Source organism: Chryseobacterium oncorhynchi, from assembly GCF_002899895.1.
Lineage (GTDB): Bacteria > Bacteroidota > Bacteroidia > Flavobacteriales > Weeksellaceae > Chryseobacterium > Chryseobacterium oncorhynchi.
On record NZ_PPEI02000003.1, the window covers coordinates 636,580 to 660,916 of the forward strand.

The 24,337-nt window shown below is 36.1% G+C and carries 25 protein-coding genes; 18 read left to right on the plus strand and 7 right to left on the minus strand.

What is annotated here, in order from left to right:
- Positions 1-145: 145 nt before the first annotated feature.
- The 9 genes from rpsL (at position 146) to C1638_RS13110 (ending at position 9,582) form a co-directional block, all read left to right on the plus strand.
- Positions 146-559, plus strand: coding sequence for a 30S ribosomal protein S12 (rpsL, locus tag C1638_RS13070; RefSeq protein ID WP_002983146.1), 414 nt, complete (start codon positions 146-148; stop codon positions 557-559).
- Between the two features lie 23 nt (positions 560-582).
- Positions 583-1,059: a 30S ribosomal protein S7 gene (rpsG, locus tag C1638_RS13075; protein WP_089734635.1), complete on the plus strand. Its 477-nt coding sequence runs from the start codon at positions 583-585 to the stop codon at positions 1,057-1,059.
- 6 nt (positions 1,060-1,065) lie between these two features.
- The gene (fusA, locus tag C1638_RS13080; RefSeq protein WP_109621594.1) at positions 1,066-3,183 is read left to right on the plus strand and encodes an elongation factor G; all 2,118 of its coding nucleotides are present in this window, start codon (positions 1,066-1,068) and stop codon (positions 3,181-3,183) included.
- 16 nt (positions 3,184-3,199) lie between these two features.
- Positions 3,200-3,505: a 30S ribosomal protein S10 gene (rpsJ, locus tag C1638_RS13085; RefSeq protein ID WP_002661363.1), complete on the plus strand. Its 306-nt coding sequence runs from the start codon at positions 3,200-3,202 to the stop codon at positions 3,503-3,505.
- Positions 3,506-3,633: 128 nt separating this feature from the next.
- Entirely contained in the window at positions 3,634-4,461 is an 828-nt protein-coding gene (locus tag C1638_RS13090) for a GLPGLI family protein (RefSeq protein ID WP_109621596.1), read from the plus strand.
- Between the two features lie 329 nt (positions 4,462-4,790).
- Entirely contained in the window at positions 4,791-6,959 is a 2,169-nt protein-coding gene (locus C1638_RS13095; RefSeq protein WP_109621599.1) for a TonB-dependent siderophore receptor, read from the plus strand.
- An 18-nt stretch (positions 6,960-6,977) separates the two neighbouring features.
- Positions 6,978-7,595 (plus strand): hypothetical protein, encoded by a 618-nt coding sequence (locus C1638_RS13100; protein ID WP_109621601.1) that lies wholly within the window; start codon positions 6,978-6,980, stop codon positions 7,593-7,595.
- Positions 7,596-7,782: 187 nt separating this feature from the next.
- Complete coding sequence (locus tag C1638_RS13105) at positions 7,783-8,979, plus strand: PepSY-associated TM helix domain-containing protein (protein WP_109621603.1); 1,197 nt, start codon at positions 7,783-7,785, stop codon at positions 8,977-8,979.
- A gap of 102 nt (positions 8,980-9,081) precedes the next feature.
- Positions 9,082-9,582, plus strand: a complete 501-nt coding sequence (locus C1638_RS13110) for a low affinity iron permease family protein (RefSeq protein WP_109621605.1) — start codon at positions 9,082-9,084, stop codon at positions 9,580-9,582.
- 71 nt (positions 9,583-9,653) lie between these two features.
- On the opposite strand, the gene C1638_RS13115 is transcribed toward C1638_RS13110, so the two are convergent.
- The 7 genes from C1638_RS13115 to C1638_RS13145 form a co-directional block, all read right to left on the minus strand.
- Positions 9,654-12,389: a hypothetical protein gene (locus C1638_RS13115; RefSeq protein ID WP_109621607.1), complete on the minus strand. Its 2,736-nt coding sequence runs from the start codon at positions 12,387-12,389 to the stop codon at positions 9,654-9,656.
- 110 nt (positions 12,390-12,499) lie between these two features.
- Positions 12,500-13,471 carry a hypothetical protein gene (locus tag C1638_RS13120; protein ID WP_185140431.1) on the minus strand — a complete coding sequence of 324 codons (972 nt, stop codon included), beginning with the start codon at positions 13,469-13,471 and terminating at the stop codon, positions 12,500-12,502.
- Positions 13,472-13,523: 52 nt separating this feature from the next.
- Complete coding sequence (locus C1638_RS13125; RefSeq protein WP_109621611.1) at positions 13,524-13,943, minus strand: hypothetical protein; 420 nt, start codon at positions 13,941-13,943, stop codon at positions 13,524-13,526.
- Between the two features lie 126 nt (positions 13,944-14,069).
- Entirely contained in the window at positions 14,070-14,879 is an 810-nt protein-coding gene (locus C1638_RS13130) for a hypothetical protein (protein ID WP_109621613.1), read from the minus strand.
- A gap of 9 nt (positions 14,880-14,888) precedes the next feature.
- Positions 14,889-15,620, minus strand: coding sequence for an MIP/aquaporin family protein (locus C1638_RS13135; protein WP_109621615.1), 732 nt, complete (start codon positions 15,618-15,620; stop codon positions 14,889-14,891).
- A 24-nt stretch (positions 15,621-15,644) separates the two neighbouring features.
- A complete protein-coding gene (glpK, locus tag C1638_RS13140) occupies positions 15,645-17,141 on the minus strand; it encodes a glycerol kinase GlpK (RefSeq protein ID WP_076353257.1) in 1,497 nt (498 codons plus the stop codon).
- Between the two features lie 7 nt (positions 17,142-17,148).
- Complete coding sequence (locus C1638_RS13145) at positions 17,149-18,747, minus strand: glycerol-3-phosphate dehydrogenase/oxidase (protein WP_109621617.1); 1,599 nt, start codon at positions 18,745-18,747, stop codon at positions 17,149-17,151.
- Positions 18,748-18,863: 116 nt separating this feature from the next.
- Here C1638_RS13145 and C1638_RS13150 point away from each other — a divergent pair, with 116 nt between their 5' ends.
- The 9 genes from C1638_RS13150 to rplV all read left to right on the plus strand — a co-directional run bounded on the left by C1638_RS13150 (position 18,864) and on the right by rplV (position 24,335).
- A complete protein-coding gene (locus tag C1638_RS13150; protein WP_109621618.1) occupies positions 18,864-19,625 on the plus strand; it encodes a DeoR/GlpR family DNA-binding transcription regulator in 762 nt (253 codons plus the stop codon).
- A 161-nt stretch (positions 19,626-19,786) separates the two neighbouring features.
- Positions 19,787-20,029, plus strand: a complete 243-nt coding sequence (locus C1638_RS13155) for a hypothetical protein (RefSeq protein WP_109621620.1) — start codon at positions 19,787-19,789, stop codon at positions 20,027-20,029.
- Between the two features lie 73 nt (positions 20,030-20,102).
- Positions 20,103-20,930, plus strand: a complete 828-nt coding sequence (locus C1638_RS13160; protein WP_109621622.1) for a GLPGLI family protein — start codon at positions 20,103-20,105, stop codon at positions 20,928-20,930.
- A 341-nt stretch (positions 20,931-21,271) separates the two neighbouring features.
- Entirely contained in the window at positions 21,272-21,895 is a 624-nt protein-coding gene (gene rplC, locus C1638_RS13165) for a 50S ribosomal protein L3 (RefSeq protein ID WP_109621624.1), read from the plus strand.
- Complete coding sequence (gene rplD, locus C1638_RS13170; protein ID WP_109621626.1) at positions 21,886-22,515, plus strand: 50S ribosomal protein L4; 630 nt, start codon at positions 21,886-21,888, stop codon at positions 22,513-22,515. The genes rplC and rplD overlap by 10 nt, the downstream gene beginning before the upstream one ends.
- A gap of 3 nt (positions 22,516-22,518) precedes the next feature.
- The gene (gene rplW, locus C1638_RS13175) at positions 22,519-22,809 is read left to right on the plus strand and encodes a 50S ribosomal protein L23 (RefSeq protein ID WP_047380577.1); all 291 of its coding nucleotides are present in this window, start codon (positions 22,519-22,521) and stop codon (positions 22,807-22,809) included.
- 22 nt (positions 22,810-22,831) lie between these two features.
- Positions 22,832-23,653: a 50S ribosomal protein L2 gene (gene rplB / locus C1638_RS13180; RefSeq protein WP_109621628.1), complete on the plus strand. Its 822-nt coding sequence runs from the start codon at positions 22,832-22,834 to the stop codon at positions 23,651-23,653.
- A 2-nt stretch (positions 23,654-23,655) separates the two neighbouring features.
- On the plus strand, positions 23,656-23,934 hold the full coding sequence (gene rpsS, locus C1638_RS13185) for a 30S ribosomal protein S19 (protein ID WP_034702850.1): 279 nt from the start codon (positions 23,656-23,658) through the stop codon (positions 23,932-23,934).
- A 2-nt stretch (positions 23,935-23,936) separates the two neighbouring features.
- A complete protein-coding gene (gene rplV / locus C1638_RS13190; protein WP_103289182.1) occupies positions 23,937-24,335 on the plus strand; it encodes a 50S ribosomal protein L22 in 399 nt (132 codons plus the stop codon).
- Positions 24,336-24,337 lie beyond the last annotated feature (2 nt).

Here is a 24,337-nt window from a genome sequence, read left to right on the forward strand (position 1 = left end):
AAATGATTGAATAATATAAAATTCATCGTGGTTTCAGCTTGTTATAGAAAACAACTAAGAAAAAAGAGAAGAAATAAAATACCATAACTGCTTGTCAATTAAAAAAATATTATTATTTTTGCACCCTAAAATAAAAAGCAATTAAATGCCTACTATTCAACAATTAGTAAGAAAAGGAAGAGCCACGCTTGCCAAGAAGAGCAAATCGGCTGCCCTTGATTCTTGTCCACAAAGACGTGGTGTATGTACGAGAGTATATACTACTACACCGAAGAAACCTAACTCTGCACTTAGAAAAGTTGCAAGGGTAAGACTTTCTAACGGTAAAGAAGTTAACGCCTATATCCCGGGCGAAGGACATAATCTTCAAGAGCACTCGATAGTATTGGTTAGAGGCGGAAGGGTGAAAGACCTACCGGGAGTACGTTACCACATCGTAAGAGGTGCTTTAGACACAGCTGGTGTAAATGGAAGAACTCAGAGAAGATCTAAGTACGGAGCTAAGAGACCTAAACCAGGACAAGCAGCTGCTGCTCCTGCAAAAGGAAAGAAAAAATAATCATTAAATAAGGTACAAAAGCAATGAGAAAGACAAAAGCGAAAAAAAGACCGTTGTTACCAGATCCGAAATTTAATGATCAATTGGTAACAAGATTCGTAAACAACTTAATGCTTGACGGTAAGAAGTCAATCGCATTCAAAATTTTCTATGATGCATTAGAAATCGTAGAAACTAAAAAAGGAGAAACTGAAAAAACTGCACTAGAAATCTGGAAAGATGCACTTACAAATGTAATGCCTCACGTAGAAGTACGTTCTAGAAGAGTAGGTGGAGCTAACTTCCAGATTCCTATGCCAATCAGAGCTGATAGAAAAATTTCTATGGCAATGAAATGGTTAATTAGCTACTCTAAAAAGAGAAATGATAAGTCTATGGCTTTGAAATTAGCTAATGAAGTTGTAGCTGCTTCAAGAGAAGAAGGTGCTGCTTTCAAAAAGAAATCTGATACTCACAAAATGGCGGAAGCTAACAAAGCTTTCTCACACTTCAAATTCTAATCTGAAATGGGAAGAGATCTTAAATTCACAAGAAATATTGGTATTGCCGCTCACATTGATGCTGGTAAAACTACCACTACAGAAAGGATTTTATTCTATACAGGTGTTAACCACAAGATTGGTGAAGTTCACGATGGTGCTTCTACAATGGACTGGATGGAGCAGGAAGCAGAAAGAGGTATTACCATTACTTCTGCTGCAACTACTTGTTCTTGGAACTTTCCAACTGATCAAGGAAAACCTCTTGCAGATACTAAACCTTACCACTTCAACATTATCGATACACCAGGACACGTTGACTTCACTGTAGAAGTAAACAGATCTTTAAGAGTATTGGATGGATTGGTATTCTTATTCTCAGCAGTAGATGGAGTAGAGCCTCAGTCTGAAACAAACTGGAGACTTGCTGACAACTACAAAGTTGCTAGAATGGGATTCGTAAACAAAATGGACAGACAAGGTGCTGACTTCCTTAACGTGGTAAACCAGGTTAAAGATATGTTAGGATCTAATGCAGTTCCAATCGTTTTACCAATCGGTGCTGAAGAAGATTTCAAAGGTGTTGTTGACTTAATTAAAAACAGAGCGATCATCTGGGATGAAGCAGGACAAGGAGCTACTTTCGAAGTAGTGCCAATTCCTGAAGACATGAAAGATGAAGTGCTTGAATATAGAGAGAAACTAGTAGAAGCTGTTGCTGACTACGATGATACTTTGATGGAGAAATTCTTCGAAGATCCAGATTCAATCTCTGAAGAAGAAATCAACGAAGCTCTAAGAAAAGCTACTATTGATTTATCTATTATCCCAATGACTTGTGGTTCTTCATTCAAGAATAAAGGAGTACAGTTTATGTTGGATGCAGTATGTAAATACTTGCCTTCTCCATTGGATAAAGATGATATCAAAGGTACTGACCCTAGAACTGACGCTGAAATTACAAGAAAACCAGACGTAAACGAGCCGTTCGCTGCTTTAGCATTTAAGATTGCTACTGACCCATTCGTGGGAAGATTAGCATTCTTCAGAGCATACTCTGGAAGACTAGATGCAGGTTCTTATATCTTGAACACTCGTTCAGGAGATAAAGAAAGAATCTCTAGAATCTATCAGATGCACGCTAACAAGCAAAACCCAGTAGAATATATTGAAGCTGGTGATATTGGTGCAGCGGTAGGATTCAAATCTATCAAAACTGGTGATACTATGTGTGACGAGAAAAACCCAATCGTTCTAGAATCGATGGTTTTCCCTGATCCAGTAATTGGTATCGCTGTTGAGCCTAAAACTAAAGCTGACCAGGATAAAATGGGTAACGCTTTAGCTAAATTGGCTGAAGAAGATCCTACGTTTACTGTTAGAACTGACGAAGCTTCTGGACAAACGATTATCTCTGGTATGGGTGAGCTTCACTTAGATATCATTGTTGACCGTATGAGAAGAGAGTTCAAAGTTGAAGTAAACCAAGGACAACCTCAGGTAGAGTACAAAGAAAACTTAACAAGAGTTGCTAACCACAGAGAAGTTTACAAAAAACAATCTGGAGGTAAAGGTAAATTTGCTGATATTGTATTTGAACTAGGACCTGCAGACGAAGGTAAAATTGGTTTAGAATTCATCAATGAGATCAAAGGTGGTAACGTTCCTAGAGAATTTGTTCCTGCAATTGAAAAAGGCTTTAAAGCTGCAATGAAAAACGGTCCTTTGGCTGGTTTCGAAGTTGAAGGTATTAAAGTTGTTCTTAAAGACGGATCTTTCCACGCGGTGGATTCTGATGCTCTTTCCTTTGAAATGGCTGCTAAGTTAGGATTTAAAGAAGCGGGACGTGCTGCTAAGCCAGTAATTATGGAGCCTATTATGAAACTGGAAGTTGTAACTCCAGAAGAATATATGGGTAACATCATTGGTGACCTTAACAAAAGAAGAGGTACAATCAGTGGTCAGGAAGAGAAAAATGGAGCTGTTGTAATCAAAGGTTCTGTTCCACTTTCTGAAATGTTTGGATATGTAACTACTCTAAGAACACTTTCATCAGGAAGAGCTACTTCTTCTATGGAATTAGAGAAGTATCAAGCTACTCCACAAAACGTTGCTGAAGATATCATAGCTAAAGCAAAAGGTTAATTTTTAAATTAAAGAAATGTCACAAAGAATCAGAATAAAACTAAAATCTTACGATTACAACTTGGTAGACAAGTCTGCTGAGAAAATCGTAAAAACGGTAAAGGCTACTGGTGCTGTTGTAAACGGTCCAATTCCATTGCCAACGAACAAGAGAATCTTCACAGTGTTGAGATCTCCGCACGTAAACAAGAAAGCAAGAGAGCAGTTCCAATTATCAGCTCACAAGAGACTAATGGATATCTACTCTTCTTCTTCTAAAACTGTTGATGCTCTAATGAAATTAGAGTTACCAAGCGGTGTTGACGTTGAAATTAAAGTGTGATAATTGCATACTTTGCAATAATTATAGAATCCGTTCCTTTTTAGGAACGGATTTTTTATTTTTAAAAACTAATACCGTATTTTTAGTAACTCAAGTATTTTTTGAGATTTTTGAATTAAACTAATACCATGAAAATATTAATAACATTACTATTCCCCTTAATACTTAGTGCGCAGACCCATCGTTTTGTATATCAAATGGAATATAAAACAGATTCACTAGCACAGGAATTTACTAAAGACAATATGATTTTGGATATCAATCCTGATGATGTCAAATTTTATCCTTATTCTTATGCTGAGACAGACTCTTTAAACATTATTCGCGGGCAGACAAGAGCGAGATGGGATGATAATCTTCCTGCTGTTATCAGAAAAAAGAACTCTTTTGAAAATACTTCATTGATTTTATTGAATGATCTTTTCTCTTTACAGTCAACCGACAAAATGAATTGGAAGCTTCTGAATGATACAAAACTTGAAGGAGGATATACATTGCAGAAAGCAACTACAACTTTTGGCGGAAGAAATTGGATTGCGTGGTTTTCAAGAGATGTGAATTTGAGCGAGGGACCATACAAATTTCGTGGGCTTCCCGGATTGATTTTCGAGATTGAAGATGATAAGAAAAACTATATTTTTAAGCTCTTAAAAAGTACAAAGTTTCCTAAAACTTATAAGGCTGAATTTCTTAATAGTTTCATCGGGAAAAAGCCAATTCCTGTCACTGAAAAAATCATAGTAAAAAAACAGTTAGAACTTTACAGCAATCCTTTGCAGGAGATCGTAGAATCATTTAAATCTAATACCAATCCTGAAAACACGTTTTATGTTTCTGGTATACAGATAAAAAGCTTAGAACAGCTAAAAGGAATGTCTGATGAGCGTCGGAAAACAATATTAAAAGAAAATAACCCTATTGAGATTGATAAAGCTGTAAAATATCCTTTGAAATAAAGAAAAGATCTACATTTTAAGCCACCCTTCTTTTTCCTGATTTTTTTTATGTTGAAATCAAATTTAGAAAAGAAGAATGTCGGGGGAATTATTTTTTATACCAAAGAAACAGCTATTTCATGCTGTTTTTTTTATTATAAATTTTTGATTCATAACTCGTATTTGATTTGTTTACCTTATTGATGTGTATAGTAGGGTGAGCTATATTTATTATTATATAGAATAGTTTTGTAATCTGATAATAGCAGTTCAGTCTTAGGTGACATATGTCAGCTTGATTTGTTTATTTAGAATTATTAAAAATAATAATTTTGCAAAAAAATTATCAGATGAATAAAGTAGTATCCTTTTCTCTGCTATTATTGGGTGGGGTTCTTGCCAATGCACAGAAGACAAACGATTCAATCAAGCATAAAAAAATTGAAGAAGTAGAACTTTTTGGTGAAAGAAAAAAACAACCAGAAGGTCTTGAAGCTATTACAAGACTCCCATTGAAACCCAGAGACCAGATCCAAAGTATCTCAGTAATTTCTTATAAAGTAATTGAAGATTTGGGAGGACTAACTGTAACAGACGTTGCTAAAAATGTTCCAGGAGTTACTCAGTTTGGTAGTTACGGAGGTATCAGAGAAAGTATGTCTATTAGAGGATACAGAGGGGTTCCTGTTTTAAAGAATGGAGTTCAGATGGATTCCGACTTCCGTACAGGAGCAATGCTTACCGATATGCAGGGGGTAGAAAGTATTCAGGTGATAAAAGGGTCTGCTGCCGTTACACAAGGTATCGGTGATGGTCTTGGTTCTGCAGGAGGGGTAATAAATGTAGTGACAAAGGTTCCTAAATTTATTAACCAGACAAATGTAGGTTTCAGATATGGAAGCTGGGACTTCTATAGACCAACAGTTGACTTCCAGAGAGTATTAGATTCTCAAGGAAAAGTAGCAGTAAGATTAAATGCTGCTTATCAAAGTAATAATAGTTTCAGAAGATTTGTTAATACAGATCGTATCTATGTAAATCCATCCATTGCAATCCGTCCGGATGATAAAACTGAAATTGTTGTGGAGATGGATTATATGCACAATAACACTACTCCAGACAGAGGAACAATAAACCTAGCAAAAGGAGATGTTGAGGCAATTTATAAAATGCCGGGAAGAAAATTCCTTGGTTTTTCTACAGATAATGCAAAAATTGAAACATTTAATTTCTCAACAACAGCTACAAGAAAGCTTACTGAGAAGTTGAAATTAAGAGCTGCTTTTATGAGCTCTTCTTACCAGTCTGAAATCGTTGGAGCAGCATTAGCTCCTTTAAAGAGAGATAACCCAACAGAATTCCGTAACAGAACATTAACAAGATCTGATAGAGAGGATTTGAATAAAGTATTTCAATTTGACTTCATCGGAGCAGATGTGATGACAGGATTTATGAAACATACTTTCCAGGTAGGTTTCGATTGGAAAGAATCTAATGTTACAACAACTTCATATAAAGCAGAAAATGTTGATCAGATCAATGTTTTAAATGAAGTTAATAATATTCTTCCTACTGGAGTTGGGATAAATACAGCTACAGCTAGCTCTGTTAATGCAATAGCGCCAACTATGGGATTAATGGCACAAGATGTTATTACTTTCAATAAATACTTAAAAGCTCATTTAGGACTTCGTTATAGCAGACTGATTGGTTCTGATAAAGAAAAAGACTTTGCTTGGAATCCATCATTTGGAATTATGGTTTCTCCAATTGAAAACATGAATATTTTTGGTTCCTATACAAGCACTACTGCTTTAAGAAATTCTAACAACCAGTTAGCTACAGGAGGTACCGTTGGTGCATCTACTACTAAACAGTGGGAAGCAGGGATCAAATCAGACTGGCTTAATGAAAGATTAAGATTTAATGTTACTTACTTTAATATTTACACAGATAACCTTTCATACGAACTTTTGGGAACTAATGGTCAGGGGATAGGAAAATATGCTTTTGCCGGAGAACTGAAAAGACAAGGAGTAGAGGTTGAATTAATCGGTAAAATACTACCTAATCTTCAGGTTATGACAGGATGGGCGTATGTAGATGCACAATATCAGGACAGCCCTTCATTTGTAAATGGTTCAGCGCCGATAAATACGCCGAAGCATACTGCAAATGCTTGGTTAAATTATAAATTTAATACAGGAGTTTTAACTGGATTTGATATAGGAGCCGGAGTTTATTATGTAGGAAACAGACCTGTTGATGATTATAAACTTGATGTAATATTAGATAATGGTCACGTGAACGGAACACAACCTGGCGAAAGACCATTTAACATGCCTGACTATACTACTGTTGATGCTCAGATAGGATATACATTCAAAAATGGAGTAGGATTAAGAGGGTTCTTCAATAATATCTTTGATTCTGTAGGGTATAACTCTTACTTCAGAGGTGGATATATTGACCAAATTCAGCCTAGAAACTTTGCTGTACAGGTAAACTATAAATTCTAATCAACAAAATCATTTATTATGAAAAGTATAAAAACAGTATTGTTAGCATTAGTTCTTGGAGCATTTACCTTATCATGTTCAGGAGACAAGAAGAAAGGAGTAGATTATAATCAATTCAAAACAGAAGTAAAACTTACTCCTGAGCAGGAAAAAAGCTTTGACGAGATTACAACAAAATACCAGCAATTACAAGAACAAAACTTCCAGGCTGCAAAAGCTCAGGGTGGAAATATGGACCGTGTTGCTTTGGGAATTAAAGGTGAAGAACTGAGAGCGCAACAGGCTATCGAAATGGCTAAAGTATTGGATGCTCCACAAATGGAAAAATTCAACAAATTTGTTGATGAAAATTCTAGAAAAAGACCAAGATATGACAATGCTTTATTAGAAAAAATAAAAGCAGAAGCTCAACTTTCTGAAGATGAATTCAAGATGGTGAACGCTGCGAATGATGCCTTTGAAAAAGCATTCAATGATGCTCACGATGTATATCATGGGAATAATGATTTGGCTAAGGAATACTGGGAAAAATTTGATGCTCAGAGAAAAGCAGCCATCCAAAAAGCATTGACTCCGGAACACTTTACAAAATTTGAGGAGATTGTAAAAGAGGTTCAATTTAAAGGAAGAAAATAACCGATATTGATACTGGTTTAGGCTGGAAGTAAGGAAAAAGAAGAGGAAGTATTTTGGAAATCAATAACTTTTATCATCTGTTCCGGATTCCTTGCTAGAATTCGTATTAACTTTTTAATTTATTCATATCAATTTAAAAACATTAAGACGGCAAAACTGTCTTAATGTTTTTGCTATTATAACAAAAATGAAAACATTGTTTAAAAGCCTTTACAGGAAAAGACGGAAGAATGAATCGGTCATTAAATATGTAATGTGGATCATCCATCTTTGGTTGGGACTTTTATCAAGTATTATTGTTTTTGTGGTATGTCTTACAGGCTGTCTTTATGCCTTTAAAAACCAGATCACTGATTTTAGTAACAGAGATAAGGTGTATATCAGTTCGCCGTCTAAGCAGGTTAAAAGCCCTGACCAGATTCAGGCTGAACTGCGAAAAGACAATAAGGAATTAACCTCTTTACTGATGCCTGATGATGCGGGAAGAAGTTACGTGGTGGGTTATCGTGAGAATCAATTGGATAAAGCCACATATTATAATCAATATACAGGTAAAATCCTTGGGCAGGCAGATGTGGGATCAAGCCGTTTCTTTGAAATTGTTCTTGATATTCACAGAAACCTGATGATGGGAAATGTAGGACGTCAGATATTGGGAGCTGGGATATTGATGTTTTGTGTACTGCTGATTTCAGGGTTAATACTTTGGTTACCTAAAAAACTAAAGTTCCTGAAGCAGGGACTAACTGTCATGTTCAAGGCAAAATTCCAACGATTGAACTATGATTTACACAACACTCTTGGTTTTTATACTTTCCTGATATTATTCTTCATTGCCGTTACCGGTTTATACATAACCTATCCCTGGGTGAAAAATGGTCTTATTGTAAGCTTGGGAGGATCATCCATTGATAATATTTCGAAAGATAAAGACAGTGGAGATGATGCTTTCGGAGGTCTTTTAGAAGATATGCTTCAAAAGCAGGATGAAAAGAAAAACCTTAAAAACTCAGAATCGGCATCCATTGATAAGATTTTAAAATTAGCAGACCACCAGTTGCCTTACTCCGCTACCATCAGTATTGAGCTTCCTAACAAGGAAAATCCAAGATATGTAGTGATAAAAACCAATAGGCAAAACTTTTTGGGAATGATGCTGCCTGATGAAGTGACCTTTGATAAAACCGGAGTTTTTAAAACAAAGGAGCTGTTTTCTGATAAACCGTTAAACAAGCAATTCACGGCATTGGCTAAACCTCTGCATACAGGAGAAATTATGGGACTGCCAAGTATTATTCTGTATTTCATAGTTTCATTTATCGGCTGCTCTTTACCTATTACGGGTTTGCTGATTTGGTGGCATAGATTTAGAAAAATGAAATAGAAGATTAAGCAACCTCTATTTGAGTTGACATCCTTATTTTTAATATTTCTTTCATGGGCTCAGGTTAATTTTATACATTTATTAGATAAAATAAACCTTATTATGGACCATCAAAATAAAAATCATTTTGAAAAATTTTCAAACTGGGCCGTCAAATTTACTGGAAGCCCAAGTGCGTTTTTAGGAGCGATGGCGATTGTAGTAATTTGGGCTGTGTCCGGACCTCTTTTTGATTATTCGGAAACATGGCAGCTTGTTATCAACACCGGAACTACAATCATTACCTTTCTAATGGTTTTTCTTATTCAGAAAGCGCAGAATAAAGACTCAAAAGCCATACAAATTAAACTGAATGAACTCATTGCTGCCCATGAAAAAGCCAGCAACAGAATTGTAGATATTGAAGATCTTACAGAAAGAGAATTGGATCAGCTTCACCTTTATTACGAGAACCTGTCTCAGTTTGCTAAGAAAGATGCGGATATTCATATGTCCCATTCTATTGATGCTGCAAAGAGAAATCAGGATTATAAGCATGATTTTTTCAGAGAGAAGCATGAAGAATGGCTACAGAGGCAAGAACAAAAAAAGGAATCTAAATGATTCCTTTTTTATTTGATATATAATAAGCTTGTCTTGAATTTTACCTAAAATTTAAGGTCAAATTCCCTACATTATCTTTTCATAAAGTAGCTAAAATAACTACAGCTTCCCATTAGGTTTTTAGCTGCTTCAGTATCGGAATACTGAGTTTTTAACTGTGCAAAGTAAGTTCTGTATTTCTGATTTTTAAGATTGTCCATTTCCTTCTGGCGGTTATCTTCTTTCTCAGACCACTTTGGATCAGAATAATCGAAGTCTTTCTGAGATTTTGCTTCGTACTGATAGTATTTACCCTGCTCAGCACTTGCCATCTGGAATAAGATTCTTGCCTTTTCTTCCTTATTATTTGAAAGCTTAAGTGCCTTTTGATAATAATTGATAGCCAAATCGAAGTTATCAGGTTCTATATAAGAAGTATCAAGGAAGTTTTTGTAATAATACTTGTACGGGTTACCGCTATCTGTATTCCAGAAGTAGTATTTTCCGCCGTTGCTGTTGTCAATATCCATCACAAATAACTGTCGGTAATATCCTAAAATAGAAGTATTATACAATAGGTTCCCGATAAGCTGATTAGCTTTTGCTGCCTTTTCATCATTTCCGGTTCCTATTTTCTTAAGCTGGATAAGGACATTCGTAAGTTCAAGCTTATTCATGTTATTCTTAATGAAAGGGAAGTCAGTGTAATTTTCTGCTTTCATACTTTCAGCGTCTGCACTTTGGAAGCTTTCCCATACATTATGCCCAAAAACCAGATTGGAAATATTATTAAAACCATTGTATTCAGCAGGTGTATATTGTTTCTGAGTAATGGTTTGTCCCTTGTTTTCAGTCCAGTCATAATTTACTCGTGGAATTCCCGCAAATTTCTGAGCTTTTTCATAGTACGATTTAGCCTTGTCGAAGTCAGCAAGTCTCATAGCCCTGTCACCATAAATGGTATTGAAGAAAGCATCAATATTTCCTACGCTGTCCATGTTTTTGGAGATAATCTGCTGTTCAAACTGAGACTTATTTGGTTTTCTGTAGAATTCCTCAACGCTTTTTACCAGACTAGAATTAGGGTTGTATTGAAGATCAGAAAGCTTATTGTTCATCAGGAATGATTTTCCGTCCTCACCCTGAAGAAAGTAACGGTTGGCCATCACATCCTTAAGGAAATCTGCGGTAGAAGGAACATCACCATAATAATCATACTCATTAACATTGGCAGTGTCCTTTTTTACTTCTTTTTCCACAAAATATTCAGCATAGTCTTTCATTAAATGATCTTCGTAGGCTGCATCTACTTTAGGCTGGGAAACAATATCATTAAGAACCTTCATCCTTTTGATTTCCTCCAGATATTCAGGATTGGTAGTTTTGATGTCGTTAAGAATCTCAGTACTTTCCTTATAGTCTTTCTTTAAAAACTTCAGGTATGCATCTGCAATCTGCCAATATTCATCCTTGGATTTTTCTTTGGTTTTCGCGGTGAATTTTTCCAGATCATCCAGATAGTCTTTGGTCGTTTGGTCATAACCTTCATATCCGGTTGTATAAAAAGGAATTCTATTTGGGTTGTTTAGCAATTCATCATCACTTTGATCAGCTTTCTTTCCATCACCTGTTTTATCAGAAGATGATCCTCCAAAAAGATTTTTAAAGAATCGAACAATCTTCTGCCAGAAAGATATTTTTTCCTCTTTTACTTCTGCTGTAGCTTTATTATCGGCAGGAGCATCTTTTGAGGTTTTGGTTTCAGTATTTCCTGTGTGTACAGATACCTTTCCCAAAGAGGATGACGTATAGTAATAAGTAGGAAGATAACTTCTCTCCAGTTCATTAATGCTTCTTACAGCCATTACTTTCAGAATCTCAGAATCAGGATTAATGTCAAACATCTTTTCCATGATAGGAATCGGGTTATTGAAGTCTTCATATCCTAAAAGGAAATATGCCATATTCTTTTCCTCATTCGTATTTGCTCTTTTCATGATATTACTGAAAGAGGCTGTATCCGAAAGCTTCATAGAAATAAATGCAGATTCCTTACGATCCTTACTGTTCATAAATACCTGAAAGAAGTTCCAGTTGGCATCACCGTTCATTTCCAGTCCCCTTTGAGCGCCGGCCAGCTGGTCCAGTGCCATAAAGTAAACCGTACCTTTTAGTTTAATGGGTTCTATATAGGTTTTGAAAGCCTGTACCGCAGAATCGTAGTTTCTTGTATAATGATTCAAACGTACAAGTTGGTATGCGTAACGTTGCTTGATCTCAGGATTTCTGGCAGCATTGTACAAAGATGTAAGAGCTGCGATTGTTTTATTGTAATCAAGAGAAGTTGCATCTTTCTTGCTTTCATTTCTGCTATAAGAATAGAAAGAGTTTTCGGTTTCAACATAATTGATGCTCATGTAAGGCTCCAGATACTTAGCTTCAATTAGATAATCAATCCCTTCTTTATATTTCTGATAAAACCCTGTTCCCAATTTTTGTAAAAGGGGTTGGGTAAGGGTGCCGTTCTTTAAAGCATTCAGATCATTCATGCTTAGTTTATACACGAGATTCTGCGTCTCTGCATAAGTAAGCTGATTGTTGAAGAATTTTTTCCAGGCTTCAACATTGTCATCAGGAATCAGAGACGGGTTGTATCCACCAAAGAATCTGCTGGAGTAGGTATGCAGAAAAGGCAGGTAAGATTTATCCTTGATAATACTTTGTGTAAAAAGATTGAAGTATTCATAATCAGGATCCGACCATGCACAGGCATCAGAATTCGTATAGAAAAGAGATACAACCGCAAGTGAAAGAATGTATTTTTTCATAGGGTGTGTAGTGTTTTTATAATTTTATATAGTTGTTTGTAATGTTGGTGCCGACAGAAAATAAGTTGGCTTAATGAAGCTTTCGTAGTCTGTCTTAATCTGTAAAAGATTTAAAATTTTCGATCTAACACAAATTTACTATCTAATTGATAATAAATAATATTAAAATGTGGTATTTTTTTCTCGAGGAAATTCGTGACATCTTCCAGTTGTTCCTTGGAAATTTCTTCCACCTTTATTTTAAAACCTTTATTAAGATAGTTTCCGAAATAAAAGCCGTCTTTCATTATTTCAACCTCATGATTAGAGATTTTCTTAAAATTAGGGTTCTCAAGATCCTTTTTAGATAAAGCATTGATCAGTCTGTGCTTGTCAAGATGATTGGTAACAATCCCCCATGAATAAATAGGCAGTGCTACCTCAATTTTTTTGATGGGATAATCTTCCATTTTTGAAAGATAGCTTTTTAGAATATTTACATCCAGAATTGAATTTTTATCAGACTTTTCCAATGGTGAAGAAGTAGAGTAGCACATCAGGTACACTTTTTCTACCGGTGGAATTCCTGTTTTCTTTTTATCCTTAACCTGATGAAGACGTAACGTACAAGTAATTTCTTTTCCGGATACCTTTTTAAGTTCTTTTAAAAATTTAAAATAATCATCTCGTGTTCCCGCGGTCCAGTCACAGTCAATTTGAATTTCATTATTGATTTTCAAATGATATTCTTGAGACTTTTTTTGAACTAATTGATGAATGCTTTCTGCGAGAAATTTAATTTCCTCCGAGGAAATACCCAGTAAAGTCTGATTGGTAATGAAAACTGTCGGTACAATCTGTTTATGGGTTTCAAAACTGGGGTCTTTGGTGATGGCAGCAACAGGCTGAAACTTGCCTCCAATTTTGTCAACATCAAAAAATCGGGTATACAAATAAGGAACAGAAGCCTGATCCAATGTTTTTTTCTCCTCCCGATCCAATTTCAAATTGGTCTTCCAGTAATAAAACGTGTAAGGATGATTTTCTTTCTTGCTGCATGAAGCCATCAGAAAGAATAGCAGTAAAATTCTTAAAATTTTCATTGATATAAAATACTCTTGCAGTCACAATTCGGTTTGGCCCAGTGTCAGATTGTTATTGATACAGCTCACTTTCACAAGTGCAGGTTTCTTTGTCTATGCTTTCGCTGGAAGAACAGCAGCCCTCAAGGTTTTGAATGTTTCCTTTTTCATCCGTAAGGTAAATTTTATCTTTATCAAGCTTTACAAAAAAAGTTTCGTTAAACTTTTTGAACACGACTTTCATTACCTTATTGGGAGCATATTTGCCGGCATTTATCTCTTCTTTGGTTTCCTTTCCGCTGGCCTGATTCACCTGTACGTATCCAAAATGTACATCACCGTTTTTTTTCACATCCAAATAATAATGAGGAGTGCCGGTACCGCTATATCCTTTTAGAATATCAAAACTTCTGTGTCCGGTAAAAGGAGTTTTTATCTGTGCTAACGCGAACATACTGATGCACAAGATGACTAAACTGAAAATCTTTTTCATAGTTTTTTTTCAAAATTAGGAATATTTACCAAACCAGTACGCCGTAAAAACCCTGATATTAACTTTTAATAATAACAAAAACCGCCCCAAAAGGAGCGGTCTTTATATAATTTAGTTAAAGCTAGATTAAAAAACTGTTGCGGCAAGTTGAATTCTTGCATATTTATTAGACGGATTCCACATCGCCATCATAGAAACGGGAAGACTATAATGATCTGTGATCTTTAATACTTTTCCTGCTTTTACTCCTACATTGACAATATCAAAATTGTTTTTTCCATTTCCATACAAGAAGGTGTTTCCATTGAGTGAAAATCCGGCTCCTACAAAAGCGTCCAGATTTACTTTCTGTCCGCTTATTACAGGGTAACTTGCCTGAATGTAAGTGGAATATCTGTTCTTTTTATAGCTTCCATCAGCTTCCAGAATAACTTCTCCTGCATTGGCGCCACCATAAAGCATAATGTCTGCCTCAATGTTGATCGGGAATGAAGGTCCGAATGTGTAATTGGTTCTTAAATCAATAATATGGGCCGTTCTCCTTTGTGAATAACTAAAGATGTCATCGGCAGCAACGGCTGTATTGATGTTTCTTGAGTTGTAAAGATCCCATAATCCAATATAAAAACGTCCGTTAGAATATTGAACATAATAATTAATCTCTTTGTAATGGGTGTTGTCTTTGTCATCTGCCAAGGCAGAAGCTCCCCAAATACCCACTTTCCATTTCTTTTCCGCATCTAAAGCGTACGAAAGATTACCCATTACAACGGGTTTGTCTGTAATGATCAAACCTCTCCATAAATGGTTGTTTTGAATATTGGCTGTGAAATCAAGTCTGCTTTCTTTCGTTTCTTTAGAATCACCGCTTTCTTGTGAAAATAACTTTCCTGTCCCTAGAAGTAGGAGGAAGATTCCTTTTAGTATTCTCATCATTTGTAATTTTTATTTTAAAATTATGAATAGTAAAGCAGCAATTACAGCACCTATTACAGGGCCTATTACAGGGATCCATGCGTAGCTCCAGTCACTGCTTCCTTTTATCGGAAGAATGGCGTGCATAATTCTTGGGGCAAGATCTCTGGCGGGGTTGATGGCATATCCTGTAGTTCCTCCTAAGGAAAGTCCTATCACCCAAACAAGAAATGTGACGGGAATAGCTCCTACAGTACCAAGTCCAACTTTTGCATTAGGATCCGCCTGTAAAGCTATACTCGGATCTGAGAAGTGGAAAATAACAAATACCAGTACAAATGTTCCGATAATTTCACTGATAAGGTTAGATGATACCTTTCTGATAGCAGGGCCTGTACTGAAACAAGCCAGCTTTGCTCCCTCATCCTCCGTAATGGCAAAGTGATCTTTATGGAATAACCATACTAAAAATGCACCCAGCATTCCGCCAATCATTTGAGCAGCGATATAAGAGGGCACTAAATCCCAGGAAAACTTTCCTGCAGCAGCTAAACCAATGGTTACAGCCGGATTTAAATGAGCTCCACTTACAGGACCTGCAACGGTTACCCCGACAAAAACGGCTAATGCCCAAGCAGTGGTAATAACAATCCATCCGGAATTATTTCCTTTGGTATCTTTCAAGACAACATTGGCTACAACACCGTTGCCTAACAATATAAGAAGCATCGTTCCGATCACTTCTGCGATAAATGGAGTCATATGTGAGTTTTTAAGGTCAGCGAATTAATCTTCTATCCAGCTTTGAGCACGAGATACCGCTTTAGTCCAAAAGTGAATCATGGTATCTACTTTTTCCTTTTCCAATTGAGGGTGGAAATCTTTATCTACAATCCATTGTTCCTGGATTTCATCAATATTTTTCCAAAACCCTACAGCAAGACCAGCAAGGTATGCGGCTCCTAAAGCAGTTGTTTCCAGTGTTTTGGGTCTTGTGATTTTAAATCCGAAAAGGTCAGATTGTATCTGCATCAATAGGTTGCTTGCCGAAGCCCCGCCATCTACTCTTAGTTCAAGGCTTGCTCTTCCGGAATCAGCTTCCATAGATTTTACGATATCATATACCTGAAATGCAATTCCTTCAAGGGTGGCTCTTGCGATATGTCCGTCAGTAGTTCCACGGGTAATTCCTACAATAGTTCCACGTGCATACTGATCCCAATGAGGAGCACCTAAACCGGTAAGGGCAGGAACGAAGTAAACTCCGCCATTATCTTCAACGGATGCTGCCAGATCATTTACTTCTTCAGAAGAATGAATAAGTTTAAGCCCATCTCTCAGCCATTGAATAGCTGCACCCCCTACAAATACACTTCCTTCCAGAGCGTAGTTAACTTCTCCATTGATCTTCCATGCAACGGTTGTCAAAAGGTTATTCTTTGAGGCAACAGCTTCTTTTCCGGTGTTCATTAGTAAGAAGCATCCTGTTCCGTATGTATTTTTAACCATTCCCGGAGAAGTACACATTTGTCCAAACAAAGCTGCTTGTTGGTCACCTGCAATACCTGCAATCGGAATTTTTGTAGAAAATAGAGTAGTGGCTGTTTCTCCGTATACCTCACTACTTTGTTTTACCTCAGGAAGAATGGCTCTAGGAATGTTGAATAGCTCCAATAAATCATTGTCCCATTCTAAGGTATGAATATTCAGAAGCATTGTTCTGCTGGCATTGGAAACATCAGTGATGAACATTTTCCCACGGGTTAGCTTCCATACAAGCCATGTGTCAACAGTTCCAAAACATAATTTTCCGGCTTCAGCTTTTTCTCTGGCACCATCTACATTATCAAGGATCCATTTCAGCTTAGTTGCGGAGAAGTAAGCATCCAGAATAAGTCCTGTTTTTTCTTTTATAATTTCTGCATGGCCTTGTTCTTTCAGCTCATCACAGTATTTTGAAGTTCTTCGATCTTGCCAAACAATGGCATTATAAATAGGTTCTCCGGATTCTTTATCCCAAACAATAGTTGTTTCACGTTGGTTGGTAATACCAATTGCGGCTACTTCCAATCCAGAAATGCCAGCCTTGGCTATGCTTTCTGCAGCTACAGAGATTTGCGAAGACCATATTTCGTTCGGGTCATGCTCTACCCAACCCGGAGTTGGGAATATTTGTCTGAAATCTTTTTGAGATACATATTTTATTTCTCCGCTGTGGTTGAATAGAATCGCTCTGGAGGAAGTAGTTCCCTGATCTAAAGCGAGTATTAATTTTTCATTCATATTATGATTAATTAAGGTTGATGACTTTAGGTGAATAAGGTGTTAATAAATATCCTTTTGCTAATTCGATGAATTCTTTTTCCTGTTGCGCAGCCCAATCTTCAGAATATCCTTTTTCTTCTGCAATAATTCTTGCAACGTTATGTGCGCTGTCTATGGCTGCTCTGGCATCAAGGAATAGTAAACGTGCTCTTCTTGCTAAAACGTCTTCAATCGTTTCGGCCATTTCATTTCTTACAGCCCATACTACCTCTGCAACTGTGAAAGGATGATCAGGGTGTATTTTTTGTAAAAAGCGGGGATTACTTTCCTGTAAAGCTTTTATAGCAGGAATGTCAGATCCGTATACATATAAATGATTGGTTCTGTCTACCTGTTCAGGTTTTACATTTCCATGGATGGACATGTGTTCTGTTTTAGATGTAGTATTTCCCAGTTTATGTACTTGCATTGCTTTGTCAATAGTATCTTCTGCCATTTTACGGTAAGTAGTCCACTTTCCTCCAATGATGGAAATTAATCCGGTTTCAGACGCAATAACTTTGTGGCTTCGGGAAACCTCTTTCGTACTTTTGCTACCATCTTTAGGAGCAGCAAGAGGGCGAAGTCCGGCAAAGATGGATTTTACATCTTCGCGAGTCGGTTTTTTAGACAAATATTGTCTTGCTGTATTTAATACAAAGTTGATCTCTTCTTCTAAGGCACGCGGCTCAAAGCTTTCATCCTTTAGAAGCGTATCAGTAGTTCCTACTAAAGCTCTGTCATGCCAAGGCACAACAAATAAAACTCTTCCATCTGATGTTTTCGGTATCATAATGGCATCATCACTTTTCAGGAATGATTTATCCAGCACCAGGTGAATTCCCTGGCTTGGTACCACAAGTTTACCATGCTTAGGATTGTTCATGTTAAGAATGTCATTCGTAAATACACCTGTAGCATTAATGACAACCTTTGCGTGAATCTGATATTGCTGTTTTGAGAATTGGTCTTCTGCAACCACACCGATAATTTTGTCAGCATCGTTTTTTAGAAGATTAACAACCTTTACATAGTTCACTGCACTTCCGCCTTTCTCTATAATAGTTTGGGTTAAATTAACTGCAAGTCTGGCGTCGTCAAACTGTCCGTCCTGGTAAACAACACCACTTACTAAATGGTTTTGTTCAATAGTTGGTAGCTTTTCAACGGTTTTAGACTTACCGATATATTTCGTTTTACCCAAACTTAGTTTTCCTGCAAGGAAATCATAAACAGAGAGACCTATTTTATAATAGATTCCTCCCCACCAGGTGTAATTAGGAATAATGAAAGATTGGTTTTTTACAATATGTGCTGCATTTTTTGCCAATAGACCTCTTTCTTTTAGAGCCTCTTTCACTAATCCGACATCTCCCTGTGCCAAATATCTTACTCCACCATGTACTAACTTGGTGCTTCTGCTTGAAGTTGCTTTCGCAAAATCATGAGATTCAAGCAATAAGGTTTTAAATCCTCTGCTTACTGCATCTAATGCTGAGCCTAAACCACTGGCTCCCCCTCCGATGACAATAAAGTCCCATTCTTTTACATTGGTTAACTTACTAAGTTCTTCGTTTCGTTTCATAAATGTTTCGTTTATGTTTCGTTTTCAAATATATAAATTAAATATGAAAGCAAAAAGAAAATAAATGAAATTTTAAGATGTGAAAAAAAAGCGGTATTTTTGATCAAACGAATAAAATGGAGAAGCTAATCCCCAGGCATGATGAAATACTAAAAGAACTTGATGAAAAAGGGAATGTTCTTGTTCAGGATCTATGTGAAAAACTAAATGTTTCTTCAGTTACGATCCGAAAGGATCTGAACTTTCTTGAAAGTATAGGGCTTCTTTTCAGAAATCACGGAGGTGCCAGTAAACAGATAAGGTATGCCTATGAAAAAAATGTGGTTGAAAAGGAAAGTATTAATGTTGAAGCGAAGCAGGCTATTGCAAAGGCTGCGCTTTCTTTAATTCAGGAAAATGACTGTATTATATTGGCTTCCGGAACCACAATGCATTATCTTGCCAGGATGTTAGTGAATTTTGGCCCGCTTACAGTGTTGACTTCTTCGCTGAGGGTAGCTATTGAGCTTTGCAATAATCCTAATATTAATATTATCCAGCTGGGTGGAGAGGTTAGAAAAAGTTCTACTTCAATAGTAGGCTCAATATCAGAGGGAATCCTTAGGCAGTTTTCTTGCAATAAACTCTTTCTGGGAGTAGACGGAATTGATGTAGAATTTGGAATCAGTACTTCCAATGCGGCAGAAGCGCATTTGAATCAGGTGATGATGGAATGTGCAGATCAGACAATTATTCTGGCAGATTCTTCAAAATTAAATAAGAAAGGATTCGGTAAAATTTCATTATTAGATCAGGTGGATTATCTGATCACAGATGATGGTATTTCTACTGAAGAACATTCAAAATTGGAAGAAGTTGGAGTTAATGTTATCAAATAACCATTAATATTGGAATTGAATAATGTTTGCTATAAATAAATATTTACATTTTATGTTAAATAGTTATTTATTTTTCATTAATTGGTGATTTTTTTTGTTGAAAATTTGGCTATTTGTCTTTTTTTTAATTACTTAGTGAAACTAAAACAAAAAATATTACCATGAAAAAATTATTCTTAATAGCAACAATTATGGTTGCTGGTTCAATGAGTGCAAACACTATTTCATCTGAAACTGAAATCTTAGAAGAAAACACAACTGTAGTTAAAGCTGAAGCTGCTGCTGCGTATGGCTGTGTACCTACAACTCTTTCTTGTGGAATCACAGGAATGGCTTGCGGAGAAACGCTTGCTGATGTAATTGATATCGCTATTATAGCAGATGATATACTGTGTGGAAATTAATAAATATTAATCAATACAAACTATAAAAGAGGATATCATATCCTCTTTTATAGTTTACTATAGATACTTTTTTATGCAAAAACAATTTGTAGCGTCGATGCTGTTCTTCTTTTTATGTACGATGGGTAGTGGGCTTTATGGCCAAAAGAATGTTGATATAGATGTAGTGAAATCTCAATATGTTTATTTATTGACCAATCAACGGGACTCCTTGGATGTTGAAAACAAAAGTGAGGAATACTTTATATTGCAGAGGGGGAAAGATAAGTCACAATTCATGAGTTTAAATTCTTATAAAAGGGATTCTGTGGCTGCGGGGTTGGTTAATACTAGTGTGAGAACATCAACACTGGATTTAACAAATATTCCAAAGACTAATTTTACATATAGAATCATTAAGGATCCTATCAAAAACAAAATTGACTATTACGATAAAATAATCAGAATGGATTTTTCCTATGAAGAAACCCCTGGATTTAATTGGAAAGTGACCAGTGAAAAAAAGAATATTGGAAATCTAAAATGTCAAGCTGCCCTTCTTAGTTATGCCGGGCGTAATTATAAAGCTTGGTTTACAAATGATATTCCTGTATCAGACGGTCCGTATAAGTTTTATGGATTGCCAGGATTAATTGTAGAAATGGAAGATGATAAAAAACATTATAAATTTGAATTATTGAGCTATAAAAATTTTGCTGATGAAAAGCCATTGTGGATTTCAGAGAAAAGGATGGGTGGAAAAAAGATTTCTAAGGCAGATTTTTATAAAGGATTAAAAAATAGTCAGGAGAATCTGGTTCAGGAAATGGCTAAAAGTGGATTTAAGCTGGATGCAGGTGTGGAAAGTTTAGTAAAAGATAAATTGAAAAAAAGAAATAACCCTATAGAGTTAGTTCCTTAATATAATGGTGTCGCAAATACAAAGCTTTATGGTTTCATAAGGCTTTTGCTTTTTTAAATATAGAGTAAGGTTTAATGTTGCTGCTGCAAGATATATTTTTGAGACTTCTGTTGTTTCTTGATGAGTTTGGTTTGTTTTTAGAAATGAGCGGTATTTTTTTTAAAAAGTGTAAATGGTTAAAAATCAAAATATTTTAGTCAAAATATTTGTCAGTAATAAAATTATTCGTAGATTTGCACACTCATTTTACGGGCGTAGTATGCCTATATCAAAAGTAGAAATTACTTCAGACTCGGAAAAATGATAATGAATAAAGGATAAATTTTATTATAATATAAACAATGTCAGGTATTATTGGAAAAAAAATCGGGATGACATCTCTGTTTGACGAGAACGGCAAAAACATGCCTTGTACCGTTATTCAAGCAGGTCCATGCTCGATTTTACAGGTCAGAACCTTGGAAAAGGACGGCTATACAGCTGTTCAATTGGGTTTCGATGACAAGAGTGAGAAGAACGTTGGTAAAGCGTTAGCTGGCCATTTTAAAAAGGCTGGTTCTGCTCCTAAAGCTAAATTGGTAGAATTCAACCACGGATTCGCTGATGTAAAAGTAGGAGAAGAAGTAAAAGTTGATTTATTCATCGAAGGTGAATATGTTGACGTAACAGGAACTTCAAAAGGTAAAGGCTTCCAGGGTGTTGTTAAAAGACACGGATTTGGAGGTGTAATGCAGGCAACTCATGGTCAGCACAACAGACTTAGAGCTCCAGGTTCTATCGGTGCTGGTTCAGACCCTTCAAGAGTATTCAAAGGGATGAGAATGGCTGGAAGAATGGGAGGTGAGCAGGTAACTGTTCAAAACCTTCAAGTGTTAAAAGTTGATCAAGAACAAAATCTTTTAGTAGTAAAAGGTGCTGTTCCGGGAGCTAAAAATTCTTATGTAATTATCAGAAAATGGAACTAGTAGTATTAAATACATCAGGAAAAGAGACCGGAAGAAAAGTAACTCTAGACGAAACAGTATTCGGAATTGAGCCAAATCAACACGCGGTTTACTTAGAAGTTAAACAGTACCTTGCTGCACAAAGACAAGGGACTCATAAATCAAAAGAAAGAAGCGAAATTACTGCTTCTACTAAAAAGCTTAAGAAGCAAAAAGGATCAGGATCTGCTAGATATGGTGATATTAAATCTCCAACTTTCAGAGGTGGAGGTAGAGTATTCGGGCCAAAACCAAGAGACTACAGATTCAAATTGAACAAAGCTCTTAAGAGATTAGCTAAGAAATCTGTTTTATCTCAGAAAATGAGAGACAACAGCATTAAAGTTTTAGAAGATTTGAGCTTTGGTGCTCCTAAGACTAAAGATTTCATCAATGTATTAAATGCATTGGAACTTAACGGTAAAAAATCTTTATTCGTTCTTCCTGAAGCTAACAAGAATGTGTATTTATCTTCAAGAAACTTACCTAAAACTAAAGTAATGAACTTCAACGAGATTAGTTCTTACGATCTAGTAAACGCAGGTGAGATTATTTTCTTCGAAGGTGCAGTTGAAAAATTCCAGGAAAATTTAAAGAAATAAGTCATGTCTATTATTATTAAACCAGTTATTTCAGAAAAGGCTAATTACCTTACAGATTTAAGAGGTTCTTATTCTTTCTTAGTTGAACCTAAGGCGAATAAAATCCAGATTAAAAAAGCTGTTGAAGCAGCTTACGGTGTAAAAGTAGCAGACGTTAACACAATGATTTATGCTCCGAAGGTTTCTTCAAAGTACACTAAAAAAGGTCTTCAAGTAGGAAAGACAAATAAATTGAAAAAAGCGGTAATCAAACTTGCTGAAGGTGAGGTTATCGATATTTTTGCTGTAAATTAATTATTAATTATAAATAATAGTAATGTCTGTTAGAAAATTAAAACCTATCACCCCAGGACAGAGATTCAGAATTGTAAACAATTTTGAGGAAATTACTACCAACAAACCAGAGAAGTCTCTAACAGTTGGTATTAGTAAGTCAGGTGGACGTAACCAAACTGGTAAAATGACCATGCGTTACACCGGAGGTGGACACAAAAAGAAATACAGAATTATCGATTTCAAAAGAAATAAGCCAAATGTAGAGGCAACGGTAAAAACTGTAGAATATGATCCAAACAGAACTGCATTTATTGCTTTATTAGAATATGCCGATGGAGAGAAGAGATATATCATCGCTCCAAGTGGTATCAAAGTAGATCAGAAAGTAGTTTCAGGAGATGTAGTAGAACCGAATATCGGTAATGCAATGAAATTGAAAAATATTCCATTGGGTACTGTTATCTCTTGTGTTGAAATGAAACCTGGTCAAGGTGCTATTTTAGCAAGAAGTGCTGGTTCTTCAGCTCAACTTACTTCAAGAGACGGAAAATATGCAATCATCAAATTGCCTTCAGGAGAATCTAGAATGATCCTTACTGAGTGTTATGCAATGATTGGATCTGTTTCTAACTCTGATCATCAGTTAACTGTATCAGGTAAGGCTGGTAGAAGCAGATGGTTAGGTAGAAGACCAAGAACTAGACCGGTAGTAATGAACCCTGTAGATCACCCAATGGGAGGTGGTGAAGGTCGTTCTTCTGGAGGTCACCCAAGATCTAGAAACGGTATGCCTGCTAAAGGTTACAAAACCAGAAAGAAAAATAAAGCGTCTAACCGTCATATCATATCTAAACGTAAATAATTATGGCAAGATCACTTAAAAAAGGACCATTCATTCATCATACTTTAGATAAGAAGGTTCAGACAAATATAGAGTCTGGTAAGAAGACAGTTATCAAAACTTGGTCTAGAGCATCAATGATCTCTCCGGACTTCGTAGGACAAACTATTGCAGTACACAACGGGAAATCTTTTATCCCTGTTTATGTTACAGAAAACATGGTTGGTCACAAGCTAGGCGAATTTTCTCCAACAAGATCTTTCAGAGGTCATGGTGGTAACAAAAACAAAGGAAGCAGATAATCATGGGATCAAGAAAAAGAGAAAGTGCATTAGCACGTAAATTGACAAACCAAGATGTAGTAAAAGCATTACACAATGATTGCCCATCTTCTCCAAGAAAAATGAGATTAGTAGCTGATATCATTAGAGGAGTAGAAGTAGACAAAGCTTTATACATTCTAAAATATTCTAAAAAAGACGCATCTAACAAGTTAGAAAAAGTATTGCTTTCAGCAATGGCTAACTGGCAGACTAAAAACGAAGGTGCTGATATTGAAGAAGCAAATCTTATCGTTAAAGAAATTTTTGTAGACAGTGCAAGACAATTGAAGAGACTGAGACCAGCTCCACAAGGTAGAGGGTACAGAATCAGAAAAAGATCAAACCACATTACATTAATCTTAGGTAAAAAAGAAAATTAATC